Here is a 14,752-nt window from a genome sequence, read left to right as displayed (position 1 = left end):
TACCGTGCTCGCCATGCCCAACGCTCAGCCCGCCCGCGGTCCCGGTGCCGGAAGGTTCTTCTGGCTCTGGGCCGCGGTCTGGCTGTTCTACATGATCGGCCCGATCCTCGACGGCTGGCACCGCCCCGAGGTCTGGCAGCGCGTCGTCAGCCTCGTCGCCGCCCTGGGCTTCTGCGCCGTGTACCTCAGCGGCTTCATCGCCGTGCGCCGGCGCTACCGGATCACCGGCCAGCCCCCGTCGCCGGCCGAGGGAGCCGTGCGCCTCGGCGCCATGACCGTGCTCGCCGCGATCCTGACCGTGGTCGTCGGCGAGTCCGGGCTGACGTCGCTCGTGTACATCGCCGTGACGGGCGTCTTCGCGTTCCCGCCCCGCGGCGCGTGGAGCGTGGTGTTCGGCTCGGCCCTGACCGCCGGCGTCCTCCCGCGGGTCGTGCCCGGCTGGGACGGCACCATCGACCTGGTCTTCGCGGTCATGGTCGCGGCCCTGGCCGTGTGGGGCGTGACCCGCGTCGTGCAGCGCAACGCCCAGCTCGCCGAGGCCCGCGAGGAGATCACCCGCCTGGCGATCGCGGCCGAGCGCAACCGCTTCGCCCGCGACATGCACGACCTGCTCGGCCACTCGCTCACCGTCGTGTCCGTCAAGAGCGAGCTGGCGGCCCGCCTGGTGCAGCTCGCACCCGAGCGCGCCGAGGCCGAGCTGACCGACATCCAGCGGCTCGTGCGGGAGGCCCTCGCGGACGTGCGGGCGGCCGTCGCCGGATATCGCGAGATGTCCCTGGCCACCGAGCTCGCCTCGGCCCGCAGCGCCCTGGACGCGGCCGGCATCGAGGCCGACGTGCCGGTGACGGGGGAGTCGGTCGACCCGCAGCGGCAGGAGCTGTTCGCGTGGGTGGTCCGCGAGGGCGTCACCAACGTCGTGCGGCACAGCGACGCCAAGCACTGCTGGATCCGCCTCGACCGCACCGCCGTCGAGATCAGCGATGACGGCCGCGGCCCGCAGGGCCCGTTGCCCTCGCCGGAGGAGCGCCGCGGCGGGCACGGCCTCGGCGGGCTGCGGGAGCGGCTCGACGCCGCGGGGTGCACGCTGAGCATCGGTAGACGCGACGGCGGCGGGTTCCTGCTGCGCGCCTCGGTGGCGTGACCGTCGCTGTCGGTCATCGCTGCGGCGGGCGGTGGCGGGCTCGGCCCAGCCCGGCTTTCGCCGCCGTCCGCGCCGCGTGAGGCTGTCTTCGCTGCGAAGCCGTCCTCGCCGGGCGGCGGCCTTCGTCACGGCGCCGGGCGGGCGCGCCAGGCCGTGAACGCCGCCGCCGCGGCCAGGACCGCCGCGGCCACCGTCTGCACGCGGTAGTCCAGGGTCGCGACCGCCGCGCCGCCGAGCAGCACCGCCGGGCCCGTCGGCACGAACATGGCCGAGTTCGCGGTCGCCGCGGCCCGGCCCAGCACGTGCGCCGGAACCAGCCGCTGGACGGCGGTGATCGCGGCGATCAGCGGGGCGGGCAGGCCGAGGCCGATCAGCACGCAGCCGGCGAGCACCGCCCCCGTCCACGGTGTCGCGCGCAGCAGGGCGCCCGCGGCGAACAGGGCCAGGCCCAGCGCCGAGTAGCCGCGCTCGCCGACGCGGCGCATCAGGGTGCCCGCGAGCAGGCCGCCCGCGACCGAGCCCAGGCCCTGCGCCGGGGTCAGCACGCCCGCGAAGGCCGGGGGCCGGTGGAGGGCGGCGAGCAGCGCGTACGTGGCGGTGCTCGACAGGCTCGACGCCACCATCGCGGCCGCGCCCGCCAGGATCAGGCCGCGCAGCTCCCGGTCGCCCAGCACCCGCACCCGCTCCCGCACCCGACCGACCGGAGCGGGCGGCGTGGCGGGACCGGACTGCGTGGCGGGGGCGGGCTGCGTGGCGGGGGCGGGCTGCGTGGCGGGGGCGGGCTGCGTGGCGGGGGCGGGAGCCGAGGGTGTGGTGGGTGCGGGTGCGGGGGCTGGGGGTGCGGTGGGAGCGGTCACGGGAGCCGGGGGTGCGGTGGGGGCGGGTGCGGGAGCCGTGGGTGCGGGAGGCGGGTCTGCGGCGGGTGTGGGCGCGGGCGTGGGGGACAGGCGCAGGCGGGTGAAGGCCAGGGCCGCGGCGACGAAGGTCGCGGCGTTGAGCAGGGCCACCGCCGGGCCGCCGAGCCAGGCGAACAGGGCCGCCCCGGCCGCCGGGGCGAACAGCTTCATGCCCTCCGTCACCGTGCGGGTCAGGCCGTTGAAGTCGCCGCGCAGGCCGGCCGGGACCACCGACGGCAGCAGCGCGGCCTCGGCCGCCTCGATCAGGACCGCGCCCGCCCCGACCAGCGTCAGGGCGGCGAACACCAGCCAGACGTACCCGATCGCGACCACGGCCATCACCGCGCCCAGCGCCAGGTTGACCACGACGAGCAGCCGCCGCCGGTCCACGCGGTCCGCCACCCCGCCCAGCACCGGGCCGAGCAGCAGCGCCAGCCACAGGCCCGCGTTCACGACGCCGGCCAGGGCGTCCGAGCCCGTCGTCGTCTTCACCCACACGCCCGCGGCCAGGGACATCGCCGAGTCGCCGAAGCCGGAGACGAGGACGCCGCCGAGGTACAGCCGTGCGTTGCGGTCGCTGAGGACCCCCATACCCCCAAGCATATAATTGGGGGTATGGCCGACGATGTCCTGCGCGCGCTCGCGCACCCGCTTCGGCTGCGGATGCTCAACCTCATGTGGCCGGGACCGCTCTCGGCCGCCGAGCTGGCCCGGGAGCTGGCGATCTCGCACGCCCTGGCCAGCCAGCACCTGCGCCGGCTCGCGAACGCCGGGCTGGTGGAGCTGGCCGAGGAGCGCACCCGGCGGGGCGGGTACGAGCGGCGCTACCGCACCGTGCACGGGTCGCCGCTGTCCGACCAGCGCGAGGGGACCGCGTTCCTGGCCGAGACCCTCGCCCATGGGCTGCGCGAACGGGCGGGCCGCCGCGACCCGCAGCACCCGGGGGTGACCACCGACGGCGAGCTGTGGGTGGCGCCGGAGGACTGGGAACGGTACCGGATCGGCATCCAGCAGCTCGGGGACGCCCTCCACGCGGCCGCCCGGCCGGCGCGCAGCCCCGGAACCGTGCCCGTCGCCGTGACCGTGCACGCGTTCCGGACGACCGGGCCGTGAACGCGACCGGGCCGTGCGCAGGGCGGCCGGGCCGTGCACGCGGCGGCCGTGCCGTGCACGCGGCGGCCGTGCCGTGCACGCGGCGGCCGTGCCGTGCACGCGGCGGCCGGGCCGTGCACGCGGTTATTCGCCGGGCAGCATGCGGTACAGCCGGATCGACACGACCGCCAGCCAGGCGAAGATGATCGCGACCCCGGCGACGAAGCCGAGCGTGAAGCCCGGCGCGCTGTTGCCCGAGGCGATGCCGGCGAACGCGAGCAGGAACGCGGTCCCGGACACGCGGGAGCAGAGCGCCAGGCCCCGCGACTGGTGCCGGGCCAGCACCCAGGCGGCCGCGACGACGGCCAGGAAACCGATCGCGCCCGCCACGAGGTGCCCGGCGCCGTGCCAGCTGACGGTGCCCGGCCCCTCGGGGGTACCGGCGGGGAAGCCCATTGCCGGGTCCGCCCGCAGGCACCCGGCGGCGACCAGGCTCGCGCCGAACACGCCGACGAGCCGGCCCGCCCAGCGGCTGTGCGGCACGGCCCCCGCGATGCCGGCCGCCGCCGCCAGCACCATGAGGCCGGTGACGGCGAAGTTCGCGATCTGCAGCCAGCCGAGGGAGCCGTTGCTGAGCAGGCTCCACGCGTGCCGGGTGAGGTCGAAGCCGTCGCGGGTCAGGGCCTGGGCGAGGCTCACCCCGATGTAGAGCGGCCCGGCGAGCACGCCGTAGCCGAGCAGGGAGCGGGTGATGCGGTTGGCACGGATCTCGGCCGTAACAGTCGTCATACCCTCTTCTCGAACGGGCCCGGGCCGATCCGACATCCGCTCACCAGAAATCTCCGGACCGCCAGTCGCAGGCCAGCACGCCGCCGCCCGGGAGGCCGCCGACGGGCAGGACATACGTGCTGTCGTCGTCGTCCGGCGTCGCCACCAGTCCCTTGGGCGTCAGCACCGCGGTCGTACCGCTCCAGCGCTGCCAGCCGCGCCGCACGTACAGGCCGGCCGCGCGCTCGGAGGCGGACAGGGCGCCGAGATCGTACGCGGCGCGCACGATGCGCTCGGCCTCGTCCAGCACCGCCGCGGCGAACCCGAGCCGCTGGTGGTCCGGGTGCACCGCGACGGCCTCGACGTACCCGCACCGCAGCGGCACCCCGTCCACCAGCAGCGAGCGCTGCACGACCGCGGCGTGGGCGACGATCCGGCCGCCGGCCTCGCCCAGCACGTGCAGGCCGCCGAGCGCGTGCGCCCAGTCGGTGTCGGCGAACCGGTCACCGAAGGCGGCGTCGAGCAGCGTGCGCAGCTGGGCGCGCTCGCCCGCGGTCAGGTCGGCGGTGTGCACGGTCCTCATCCCGTCCGACCCTAGCCGTCCGTCTCTCAGCCGTACATCTTCAGCCGTACATCTTCGGCTCCACCATCACCAGCCAGTTCCCGCTGTCGTCGCGGAAGACGGCCTCGACACCGTAGGGGCGGTCCTCCGGCTCCTGGACGAACTCGACGCCCTTGGCCTTGAGCTCGGCGGCGGTCTTGCGGCAGTCGTCGACCCGCAGGCCGAGCCCGCCCATGCCGCCCTTCTCCAGCTGGCGGCGCACGAACGCGGCCGCCTCGTCGTCCAGCGGCGGGCCGGGCACCATGAGGGTGACCTCGGGCTCGGGGTGATCCGGGTGCTTCACGGTGCACCAGCGGAACTCACCCATGGTGACGTCCATGCTGGCCTCGAAGCCGAGCACGTTCACGTAGAAGTCGCGGGCGCGGTCCTGGTCGAGGCAGTACACGGTGACGAGGGAGATGTTCGTAATCATGTCCGGGACGTTACCGGCCGTGACCGGCTTCGCCTTCTCGAAAATTGCGGACCACGCCGGCCATGAACAGCCAGCACCCCGGCACGTGGGGGGCGCCGGCCTTGACCCAGCGCGCGCGGTACACCGTCGGGCTCTCGCCGACCAGGCGCGTGAACTTCGCCGAGAACGATCCCAGGCTGGTGAACCCGACCGCCATGCACACCTCGGTCACGGTCAGGTTCGCGGCGCGCAGCAGGTCCTGGGCGCGCTCGATGCGCCGGCGGGTGAGATAGCGCATCGGCGTCTCGCCATAGGTGCTCTCGAAGCAGCGGATGAAGTGGTACGACGCCGGCGACCGCCGCGACCCCGCCCAGGTCCAGCGGCTCGCGGTAGTTCCGGTCGAGGTGATCGCGCGCGCGGCGCAGGTGAGGCAGGAGTCCGACCGGCACGGTCACGACCTCACGGTACGCGGGGGATGCGGGATCTGTCCGCCGTCCGCTAGCGTGGCCAGGTGCTCGGCAACCAGAAGTCTCGATACGTTCTCCCGGCCGCGATCGTGGCGGTGCTGCTCGGAGTGCTGGTCGGGGCCGTCGCGTGCGGCCGGCACGAGCCGTCGCGCACCGCGCAGCCGGGCTCGCCCGCCAGCGTGTCGCCGACGCTGTCGCTCGCCCCGGAGCCGCCGGTCGTGCCGACCTCGGCCGCGCCGTCGCCGGTGCCGACGACCGCCAGGCCGGCGCCGAGCCGGACGGCGAGGACCGCCGAGGGCGGGTTCGTCGTCCGCCCGCCCGGCACCGGCCACGGCCCGGCCTCGTCCGCGTCGCGGACCGGCGACACCGAGGTCGCGCTGACCTTCGACGACGGCCCCGATCCGGTCAACACCCCCGCGATCCTGAAAGTGCTGCGCGACAACGGCGTGAAGGCGACGTTCTGCATGGTCGGCTTCCGGGTGCGGGACCACCCCGAGCTGGTGCGCCAGATCTACGCCGACGGGCACACGCTGTGCAACCACTCCTGGCAGCACCTCACGGACCTCGCCAAGCGCGACTCGTCGTACATCGACTGGGACCTGCGCAAGACGAACGACGCGATCCACGCCGCGGTGGGGGCGGACGCGCCGATCAAGTACTTCCGCGCGCCCGGGGGCAACTTCACGCCCGGCCTGGTGGCGAAGGCGAAGTCGCTGGGGATGTTCTCGATCTACTGGGACGTGGACCCGCAGGACTGGAACCACAAGCCGGACAAGAACGACCAGGCCCACATCGACCGCGTGGTGTCGCAGATCAAGGGGCATGTGCGGCAGGGCTCGATCATCTTGTCGCACGACAATGCGCAGCCGGACACGATCGTGGCGTACCGTGAGTTGATCCCCTGGATGAAGCGCTACTTCACCCTGACGCGCCTGCCGGTCTGACCCCCACCGCGGCGCTCACGGGCGTTTCGCATCGGGCGGCGCCGCGCTTCCTACGAGGCCGACCGACGCCGGCGGCGAGCAGGACGCGGGCGGCGTCGTGACCATTTCGGTGGCTTTACCAGTAAATTTCCGTCAATAGGTGGATTTGTGCCGTATGGGCGATTTTGCGTGCTCGCGGCGCTCGATGTCGCGCGGTCGCGGCGCTTTCGTGGGCGGCCGCGAGTCCGTCGGGCGGTAACGTGGGCGCGGCGTTCGCCTGGCCGCTGCGCTGAAACGGCGTCCGCCCGGTCGCTGCGCGGGACCGGCCTTCGCCGGACGGCCAAGCGCCCGGGCGTGCGGCCAAGCAGGCCTGGCGTGCGGCTACGCGAGCCTGGCGTCGAGCGCGGCCCGGTCGGCCAGGAACCAGGCGTCACGCCCCCGGTTGCACTCCCGGATCAGATCCCGCAGCGCCGCACTCGCCTCGACGCGCGCGGACACGTCCCCGATCACAGCCAGCCGAAGCCGGTAGTTGACCAGCTTCTGCAGGATCTCGCCGGCCACCCCCGTGCGCAGCGCGAAGAAGTCGTCGGCGAGCCGCCCCGCGGGCATCACGACCAGCTCGACCCCGTGGCTGAGGGCGTCACCGACGAGGTCACCCGCGCCGAGCTCCGCGCCGTAGCGCGGCCCCTCCGGGGCCAGGACGAGCGCGCTGACGCCGTTGATCTCCTCCACGTGGTCCACGGTCGCTCACGCTACCGGGGGAGCCGGTGCAGCAGCACGTCGTTAATTGAGCCCCGGGCCAGGGTCGCCGTCATGTACGTGCAGTGGGGCTGCCGCCGCCGGTCGGTCGGCGAGCCGGGGTTGAGCAGCCGCAGGCCACCGGGCGCGACGGTGTCCCACGGGATGTGGGAGTGGCCGAAGACGAGGAGGTCGCGGCCCGAGTACCGCGCGGCGCACCGCTGCTCCCGCCCCGCCGCGGGGCCGGTCTCGTGCACGACCGCCACGCGCACGCCGTCCAGCTCGGCCTCGGCCACCTCCGGCAGGCGGGCGCGCAGGGGCGGGCCGTCGTTGTTGCCGTAGACGCCGATGAGCCGCGCCGCGCGGGACTCCAGGGCGTCGAGGAGGGTGGCGTCGACCCAGTCGCCGGCGTGGATCACGGTGTCGGCGGCCTCGACGGCGGACCAGACCTCGGCGGGCAGGTCGCGGGCGCGGTTCGGGACGTGGGTGTCGGCTAGCAGCAGCACTTGCATGGCTCGCGTCGTGCCTGGGCTTTCTGGAGATGGAGATGCGGCAGGGGACCTCGGCGGTGGCGTTCCGGCTTTCTCACCGTACACGACGCATTCAAATCGATCATGCCGTCGGAGACTCTGTGTAGTGTGCTCGGTTACTCGCCGGCTATCCCGAATCCAGGCACCACATTACTCCGGCCGCCCGCGCGCGAGCCGCCCGTGGTTGGCATAGAGTCGGGGGCTATGGAGTGGCTGCGGAGGTGGCCGGTTTACCGGCAGCTCACCGGCCCCGATCCGACGGGCCGTGGCGAGGCCGTGCGCTCGCGCCGGACCGAGGCCATCACCGCCCGCACCACCCAGGCCGACTCCGTCGCCAAGTCCGTCTGCCCCTACTGCGCCGTCGGCTGCGGCCAGCGGGTGTTCGTCAAGGACGGCAAGGTCACCCAGATCGAGGGCGACCCCGACAGCCCGATCTCGCGCGGCCGGCTGTGCCCGAAGGGCTCGGCCAGCAAGAGCCTCGTCACCAGCCCCTTGCGGGCGACGAAGGTGAAATACCGCCGGCCGTACGGCACCGCCTGGGAGGAGCTCGACCTCGCCGACGCGCTCGAGATGATCGCGGACCGGGTCGTCGCCGCGCGCGCGGAGACCTGGCAGGACCGCGACGAGCACGGGCATCCGCTCAACCGGACGCTCGGCATCGCCAGCCTCGGCGGCGCGACCCTGGACAACGAAGAGAACTACCTGATCAAGAAGCTGTTCACCGCGATCGGCGCGCTGCAGATCGAGAACCAGGCCCGCATTTGACACTCCGCCACCGTCCCCGGTCTGGGGACCAGCTTCGGTCGCGGCGGCGCCACGGGATTCCAGCAGGACCTGGCCAACGCTGACTGCATCGTGATCCAGGGCTCGAACATGGCCGAGGCCCACCCGGTCGGTTTCCAGTGGGTGATGGAGGCCAAGGCCCGCGGGGCGAAGGTCATCCACATCGACCCCCGGTTCACGCGCACCAGCGCCGTCGCCGACACGTTCGTGCCGATCCGGGCCGGGTCGGACATCGCGTTCCTCGGTGGTGTCGTCAACTACATCCTGAGCAACGAGCTGGATTTCCGGGAGTACGTCGTCGCGTACACCAACGCGGCCACGATCGTGCGCGAGGAGTTCCGCGACACCGAGGACCTCGACGGGCTGTTCTCCGGCTTCGACGAGGCCACGCAGGCGTACGACCCGTCGTCGTGGCAGTACGAAGGCCACCAGGACCACGATCCGGAGCACGGCCACGCGATCCGGGAGACCGCGGGCGGACTCCGGCACGAGTCCCACGGCCCCCCGGTGCCGGCCGAGACGCAGCGGGACGAGACGCTGCAGCACCCCCGGTGCGTGTACCAGATCCTGAAGCGGCACTTCGCGCGGTACACCCCGGAGGTCGTCGAGCAGGTGTGCGGCGTCGCGCCCGAGGACTTCGCGGCGGTCTGCGAGGCGTGGACGCGCAACTCCGGACGCGAGCGCACGACCGCGCTGGTGTACTCGGTCGGCTGGACGCAGCACTCGGTCGGCGTGCAGTACATCCGCACCGGCGCGATCATCCAGCTCCTGCTCGGCAACATGGGCCGGCCCGGCGGCGGCATCATGGCGCTGCGCGGGCACGCCAGCATCCAGGGCTCCACCGACATCCCGACGCTGTTCAACCTGCTGCCGGGCTACCTGCCGATGCCGACGGCGGGCAAGCACGACACGTTCGACGAGTGGGCCGACGCGATCCGCCACCCGGGGCAGAAGGGCTTCTGGGGCAACGCGCGCGCGTTCGGGGTGAGCCTGCTCAAGGCGTACTTCGGCGACGCCGCCACCCCGGCCAACGACTACGGCTTCGGGTACCTGCCGCGGATGACCGGCGACCACGGCACCTACCAGCAGGTGCTCTCGATGCTCGACGGGAAGATCAAGGGGTACTTCCTCCTCGGCCAGAACCCGGCGGTCGGCTCGGCCCACGGGCGCGCCCAGCGGCTCGGCATGGCGCAGCTGGACTGGCTGGTGGTGCGCGACCTGTACGAGATCGAGAGCGCCACGTTCTGGCGCGACGCGCCCGAGATCGAGACCGGCGAGATCGTCACCGAGGAGTGCAAGACCGAGGTGTTCCTGCTCCCCGCGGCCTCCCACGTGGAGAAGGAGGGCACGTTCACCCAGACCCAGCGGCTGCTGCAGTGGCGGCAGAAGGCGGTCGACCCGCCGGGCGACTGCCGCTCCGAGCTGTGGTTCTTCTACCACCTCGGCCGCCTGGTCAAGGACCGCCTGCGACTGTCCACACTGGAGCGTGACCGGGCGGTGCGCGACCTCGCGTGGGACTACCCGACGCACGGCGTGCACGACGAGCCCTCGGCGGAGGCGGTACTGCGGGAGATCAACGGCTACCGCGTCGCCGACGGCGCGGTGGTGTCGGGCTTCGCCGAGCTCAAGGACGACGGCTCGACGGCCTGCGGCTGCTGGATCTACTCCGGCGTCTACGCGGGCGGGGTCAACGCCGCGGCCCGGCGCACGCCCGCCTCCAGCGACGACCCGCTCGGCCTCGAATGGGGCTGGGCCTGGCCGATGAACCGCCGCATGCTCTACAACCGCGCGTCCGCCGATCCGCAGGGCCGGCCGTGGAGCGAGCGGAAGGCCTACGTCTTCTGGGACGAGGCCAAGGGCGAGTGGACCGGCCCGGACGTGCCCGACTTCGAGAAGACGAAGCCGCCGTCGTACCGCCCGGAGCCGGGCGCGGCCGGCCCCGCCGCGATCGCCGGGGACGACCCGTTCGTCATGCAGGGCGACGGGAAGGGCTGGCTGTTCGTGCCCAGCGGCCTCGTCGACGGTCCGCTGCCCACGCACTACGAGCCGGCCGAGTCGCCGGTCGCCAACCCGCTGTACGGGCAGCAGGCGAACCCGACCCGCAAGCGGTACCAGCGCTCCGAGAACCCGATGAACCCGGTCCGCAGCGAGGTCTTCCCGTTCGTGTTCACCACCAGCCGGCTCACCGAGCACCACACCGCCGGCGGGATGAGCCGCACCCTCGACTACCTCGCCGAGCTGCAGCCGGCGATGTTCGTCGAGGTGTCGCCCGCGCTCGCGGCCGAGCGCGGGCTGGAGCACCTCGGCTGGGCGCACGTGGTCACCAGCCGCTCGGCGATCGAGGCGCGGGTCATGGTGACCCAGCGGATGCGTCCGCTGCGCATCGACGGCAGGCCGGTGCATCAGATCTGGCTGCCGTACCACTGGGGAACCTCCGGCCTCACGACCGGCGACTCCGCGAACGATCTCGTCGGCATCGTGCTCGACCCGAACGTGCTCATCCAGGAGACCAAGGTCGGCACCTGCGACGTGCGGCCCGGGCGCCGTCCGCGCGGCGCCGCGCTGCGGGCCCTCGTCGACGACTACAACCGGAGGGCGGGCCTGTGAGCATCGGCCAGACGCCGCAGCGGATGGGCTTCTTCACCGACACCAGCGTCTGCATCGGCTGCAAGGCGTGCGAGGTCGCGTGCAAGGAGTGGAACGACGTCCCGGCCGACGGCCTGGACCTGCTCGGCATGTCGTTCGACAACACCGGCCGGCTGGACGCGAACTCCTGGCGGCACGTGGCCTTCATCGAGCAGCCTGTACCGCCGAAACCGGGCTCCGACGACTCCGGCGACATGCGCTGGCTCATGATGTCCGACGTGTGCAAGCACTGCACGCACGCGGCCTGCCTCGACGTGTGCCCGACCGGGGCGCTCATGCACACCGAGTTCGAGACCGTCATCGTGCAGTCCGACATCTGCAACGGCTGCGGATACTGTGTGACTGCTTGCCCGTACGGCGTCATCGACCGCCGCGAGGGCGACGGGCGCGCCTGGAAGTGCACGCTGTGCTACGACCGCATCGGCGACGGCCTGATGCCGGCCTGCGCGACGGCGTGCCCGACGCAGTCGATCCAGTACGGTCCGCTCGACGAGCTCCGCGAGCGCGCCGAGGCCCGGCTCGAGCAGCTGGACCGCCCGGAGGCAAGGCTCTACGGGCACGACCCCGGCGACGGGGTGGGCGGGCAGGGGGCGTTCTTCCTGCTGCTGGACGAGCCGGAGGTGTACGGGTTGCCGCCCGCGCCGGTCGCCACGACGCGTAACCTGCCGGGCATGTGGAAGCGGGCGGGCTGGGCCGCACTGACCATGGCCGCGGCGGTGGCCGTGTCCTTCCTGGGCCGGCGCCCATGACCGGGAACGCTTCCGGCTCCGGCTCCGGCTCCGGCTCCGGCCCCGACAACGGCTCCGCGCGCTCGTCCGGCTCCGACCCGGGCAACGGCTCGGCACGTTCGTCCTCTTCCCGCCCCGGCAACGGCCCCGCGCGCTCGTCCGGCCCGAGCGGCGGCCCGCGTGGCGACGGCGCGCACGATCGTGGTTCGCGTGACGGCGGCTCGCGCGAGCGCGGCGCGCGTGACGGTGACCGGCGTGACGGCGGCTCGCGGGGCGACGGCGCAAGCGAGCGCGGTTCGGGTGACGGCGGCCCGCGGCGCGACGGTGCACGCGAGCGCGATGCGCGTGACGGTGACCCGCGTGACGGCGGCTCGCGGGGGGACGGCGCACGCGAGCGCGGTTCACGGGGCGAGCCCGGGACGCGCCCCGGCGAGCGGCGGCCGCGGCGCGAGCACGGCGGCGAGGACGTGCAGGTGCCCCGGGCCGATTTCCGCTCCTACTACGGCCGCCCCATCGTCAAGACCCCGGTCTGGCGGCACGACGTGCCCGCGTACCTGTTCACCGGCGGGCTCGCGGCCGGCAGCGCACTGCTCGCAGCAGGCGCCGACCTGACCGGGCGGCCGAAGACCCGGCGCGCGGCCCGGCTCGCGGCGCTCGGGGCGCTCGGGGCGAGCACCTACTTCCTCATCAACGACCTCGGCCGCCCCGAGCGCTTCCACCACATGCTGCGCGTGGCCAAGCCGACCTCACCGATGTCGATGGGCACGTGGATCCTCAGCGCGTTCGGCGGCGCCGCCGGGCTCGCGGCCACGACCGAGGCCCGCCCGCGCGGACTGGTCGGCGGCGCCGGACGGGCCGCCGGGATCGGCGCGGCCGCGCTGGCGCCGGCGCTGGCCACGTACACGGCCGTGCTCATCGCCGACACCGCCGCCCCGTCGTGGCACGCCGCCCGCGACGACCTGCCGTTCGCGTTCGCCGGCAGCGCCCTGGCCAGCGGGGCCGCCGTCGGGCTCATCGCCGCCCCGCCGCACGAGGGCGGCCCGGCCCGCGCGCTCGCCGTCGCCGGGGTCGCCCTCGAGCTCGCCGCGACGCACCGCATCGAGCACGGGCTGGGCCTGCTCAGCGAGCCGTACCGGCAGGGCCGGGCCGGCCGCCTCCTGACCGCCGCACGCCGGCTCAACCTGGCGGGCGCGGCGGGCGCGCTGCTCGGCCGCCGCAGCCGGATCGTGTCGGCGCTGTCGGGCGCGGCGCTGCTGGCCGGCTCCCTCGCGACGCGCTTCGGCATCTTCGAGGCGGGTGTGGAGTCGACGAAGGACCCCAAGTACGTCGTCGAGCCCCAGCGCGCCGGCCTCGCCCCCCGCGACGCGAATCCCTGACCCCGGCTCCCGTCGAACGCGCGGCGGGTTTGGTTGTGCGCACGCGCGACGGCGTGCGTTGTGCGTCGGACGCGCGACGAGTTAGATCGTGCGCCGGACGCGGGGCGGGTTGATTGTGCGCACATGCGACGGCGCCGGTTGCGCGTTGTGTGCTGGGCGCGCGACGGCTTTGGTTGTGCGCGCGACGGCTTTGGTTGTGCGCGCGATGGTGCCGGTTGTGCGTTTGTGCGCTGTGTGCTGGGCGCGCGGCGGGTTTGGTTGTGCGCGCGCGACGGCGCCGGTTGTGCGTTTGCGCGCTGGACGCGCGACGGCGCCGGGAGTCGCGTGACTCCCGGCGCCGTGGTGCTCGGTGCGGTGCTGTCGGTGCCGGAGCCGTCAGGCCTTGACGACCAGGCTGCCCGTGATCTTGTCGGCGAGGGTCTGGCGCTTGGCGTCCCACAGCGGGAACAGGTAGCCGATGTAGCAGATGATGGTGTCGACGATGTGGCAGATGTCCCGGACGAAGGCGCCGCCGAAGCCGAGCGGCTGGCCGGTCTGCTCCTTGAGCAGGCGCACGCCCAGGGCCTTCTTGCCCAGGCTCGCGCCCTGGCCGCCGAGGTACCAGCGGTTGTACACGGTGTAGACCAGCGACAGCAGCGCGAAGACGTAGTAGAGCGGGCCGATGGTGGGGTCGTCGGCGGACGGGCCGGCGATCAGGTAGCCGAGGCCGGAGAGGATCACCGCGGGGATGGCGTCGACGAGGGCGGCACCGACGCGTACGGGCCAGCTTGCATAGTTCATCGGGAGGGATCTCCTAAGACGGTATGAGGCCGAATCGGTGGAGCTGGAACACCCAGCTCGCCGCCGCGGCGACGAGCGCCGTCACTTCGGCCCGCCGGCGGGCCTGCGGCGACCACGGGCGTGGCGGCCGCACCAGGCCGAGGTGCCGCAGCGCGAGCAGCGGCACCGTCACGGCCGTGAGCAGCGCCAGGCCCGCGAGCACCGGGTTGGCGCCGAGGGAGGCGAGCACCCGGCCGTGCACCAGCTCCACGGCCGCGGTGGTCAGGCCGCAGGCGGGGCAGGGCACTCCGGTCGCCCACCGCAGCGGGCACGGCAGGCCGAGGCCCGCGCCGGCGCTGAGCGCCGGCCAGACCGCGGCCGCGGCGCCGACCGCGAGGCCGAATGCGCCGAGGCGCTCCGGAACCGAGTACTGCCTGCCCACCCTGCAACCCGTCCTCGAAGTGACGAACCGTGAGCTTAGGTCGTGATCGACATCGCTCGCTGTCGTCCGATCGTCCGATGCCAAACACCGTGAGCAGGCACGATTCGGGTTCGATGGGAAAAATCGCCGCAGCACACACCGCAGAAGTGGATGTATGAGCCACCCAGGCACACGACGCGAAAGCCGGGCGTGGCGATCCGGCGGCGGACGGCGCCAAATCGGATGCGGCTCCGGTCGCCCGGCGAGGGCTGTGCGGGGGCGCCGTGCTGCGGGCGCAACGGCAGCGCCCGCGGCCGTGCGGGGGGCCGTGCGTGGCCGTGCGTGGCCGTGCGTGGCTGTGCGGCGGCCGTGCTCCGTGTCCGTGCGGTGGCCGTGCTGCACGTGTTCGGCGGCAGCGTCCGTGCTCGTGTCCGTGCGGTGGGGGTGCCCGCGCCCGTGCAACACAGCGCT

Annotated in this window: 14 protein-coding genes and 1 pseudogene; 6 read left to right on the top strand and 9 right to left on the bottom strand. The window is 73.7% G+C overall.

Translation table 11 applies throughout. The features are described from left to right. Nucleotides 1–13 precede the first annotated feature (13 nt). The gene (locus ABT369_RS07655; RefSeq protein ID WP_350610899.1) at nt 14–1,141 is read left to right on the top strand and encodes a sensor histidine kinase; all 1,128 of its coding nucleotides are present in this window, start codon (nt 14–16) and stop codon (nt 1,139–1,141) included. A gap of 125 nt (nt 1,142–1,266) precedes the next feature. On the opposite strand, the gene ABT369_RS07650 is transcribed toward ABT369_RS07655, so the two are convergent. Continuing rightward, complete coding sequence (locus ABT369_RS07650) at nt 1,267–2,628, bottom strand: MFS transporter (protein ID WP_350610898.1); 1,362 nt, start codon at nt 2,626–2,628, stop codon at nt 1,267–1,269. 24 nt (nt 2,629–2,652) lie between these two features. Here ABT369_RS07650 and ABT369_RS07645 point away from each other — a divergent pair, with 24 nt between their 5' ends. Continuing rightward, entirely contained in the window at nt 2,653–3,150 is a 498-nt protein-coding gene (locus ABT369_RS07645) for an ArsR/SmtB family transcription factor (RefSeq protein WP_350610897.1), read from the top strand. A 123-nt stretch (nt 3,151–3,273) separates the two neighbouring features. On the opposite strand, the gene ABT369_RS07640 is transcribed toward ABT369_RS07645, so the two are convergent. Genes ABT369_RS07640 through ABT369_RS07625 form a run of 4 tightly spaced genes read right to left on the bottom strand, consistent with a single transcriptional unit; the run spans nt 3,274 to nt 5,208 of the window. Then, entirely contained in the window at nt 3,274–3,918 is a 645-nt protein-coding gene (locus tag ABT369_RS07640; protein WP_350610896.1) for a DUF998 domain-containing protein, read from the bottom strand. A 40-nt stretch (nt 3,919–3,958) separates the two neighbouring features. Continuing rightward, nucleotides 3,959–4,480: a GNAT family N-acetyltransferase gene (locus ABT369_RS07635; RefSeq protein ID WP_350610895.1), complete on the bottom strand. Its 522-nt coding sequence runs from the start codon at nt 4,478–4,480 to the stop codon at nt 3,959–3,961. A gap of 40 nt (nt 4,481–4,520) precedes the next feature. After that, nucleotides 4,521–4,931 carry a VOC family protein gene (locus ABT369_RS07630; protein WP_350610894.1) on the bottom strand — a complete coding sequence of 137 codons (411 nt, stop codon included), beginning with the start codon at nt 4,929–4,931 and terminating at the stop codon, nt 4,521–4,523. Nucleotides 4,932–4,941: 10 nt separating this feature from the next. Next, the gene (locus ABT369_RS07625; protein ID WP_350610893.1) at nt 4,942–5,208 is read right to left on the bottom strand and encodes a helix-turn-helix transcriptional regulator; all 267 of its coding nucleotides are present in this window, start codon (nt 5,206–5,208) and stop codon (nt 4,942–4,944) included. A gap of 213 nt (nt 5,209–5,421) precedes the next feature. On the opposite strand from ABT369_RS07625, the gene ABT369_RS07620 reads away from it, so the two are divergent. Further along, on the top strand, nt 5,422–6,321 hold the full coding sequence (locus tag ABT369_RS07620; protein WP_350610892.1) for a polysaccharide deacetylase family protein: 900 nt from the start codon (nt 5,422–5,424) through the stop codon (nt 6,319–6,321). A gap of 360 nt (nt 6,322–6,681) precedes the next feature. Here ABT369_RS07620 and ABT369_RS07615 read toward each other — a convergent pair whose 3' ends face one another. Continuing rightward, nucleotides 6,682–7,041: a DUF4180 domain-containing protein gene (locus tag ABT369_RS07615; RefSeq protein ID WP_350610891.1), complete on the bottom strand. Its 360-nt coding sequence runs from the start codon at nt 7,039–7,041 to the stop codon at nt 6,682–6,684. An 11-nt stretch (nt 7,042–7,052) separates the two neighbouring features. Continuing rightward, complete coding sequence (locus ABT369_RS07610) at nt 7,053–7,550, bottom strand: metallophosphoesterase family protein (RefSeq protein WP_350610890.1); 498 nt, start codon at nt 7,548–7,550, stop codon at nt 7,053–7,055. A 222-nt stretch (nt 7,551–7,772) separates the two neighbouring features. On the opposite strand from ABT369_RS07610, the pseudogene fdh reads away from it, so the two are divergent. The 3 genes and pseudogenes from fdh to nrfD all read left to right on the top strand — a co-directional run. Continuing rightward, nucleotides 7,773–10,955 (top strand): annotated as a pseudogene (gene fdh / locus ABT369_RS07605) (formate dehydrogenase); the annotation flags it as partial. 26 nt (nt 10,956–10,981) lie between these two features. Further along, nucleotides 10,982–11,746 carry a 4Fe-4S dicluster domain-containing protein gene (locus tag ABT369_RS07600; protein ID WP_350611063.1) on the top strand — a complete coding sequence of 255 codons (765 nt, stop codon included), beginning with the start codon at nt 10,982–10,984 and terminating at the stop codon, nt 11,744–11,746. A gap of 452 nt (nt 11,747–12,198) precedes the next feature. Beyond that, the gene (gene nrfD, locus ABT369_RS07595) at nt 12,199–13,101 is read left to right on the top strand and encodes an NrfD/PsrC family molybdoenzyme membrane anchor subunit (RefSeq protein WP_350610888.1); all 903 of its coding nucleotides are present in this window, start codon (nt 12,199–12,201) and stop codon (nt 13,099–13,101) included. A 375-nt stretch (nt 13,102–13,476) separates the two neighbouring features. Here nrfD and ABT369_RS07590 read toward each other — a convergent pair whose 3' ends face one another. Beyond that, the gene (locus ABT369_RS07590) at nt 13,477–13,881 is read right to left on the bottom strand and encodes an RDD family protein (RefSeq protein WP_350610887.1); all 405 of its coding nucleotides are present in this window, start codon (nt 13,879–13,881) and stop codon (nt 13,477–13,479) included. Nucleotides 13,882–13,894: 13 nt separating this feature from the next. Next, entirely contained in the window at nt 13,895–14,302 is a 408-nt protein-coding gene (locus ABT369_RS07585; RefSeq protein ID WP_350610886.1) for a DUF2752 domain-containing protein, read from the bottom strand. Nucleotides 14,303–14,752 lie beyond the last annotated feature (450 nt).

The sequence above is a fragment of the Dactylosporangium sp. NPDC000244 genome, assembly GCF_040300725.1.
GTDB lineage: Bacteria > Actinomycetota > Actinomycetes > Mycobacteriales > Micromonosporaceae > Dactylosporangium.
Note: the sequence above shows the minus strand (reverse complement) of the source record. Positions and strands in the feature narration are given on the sequence as shown.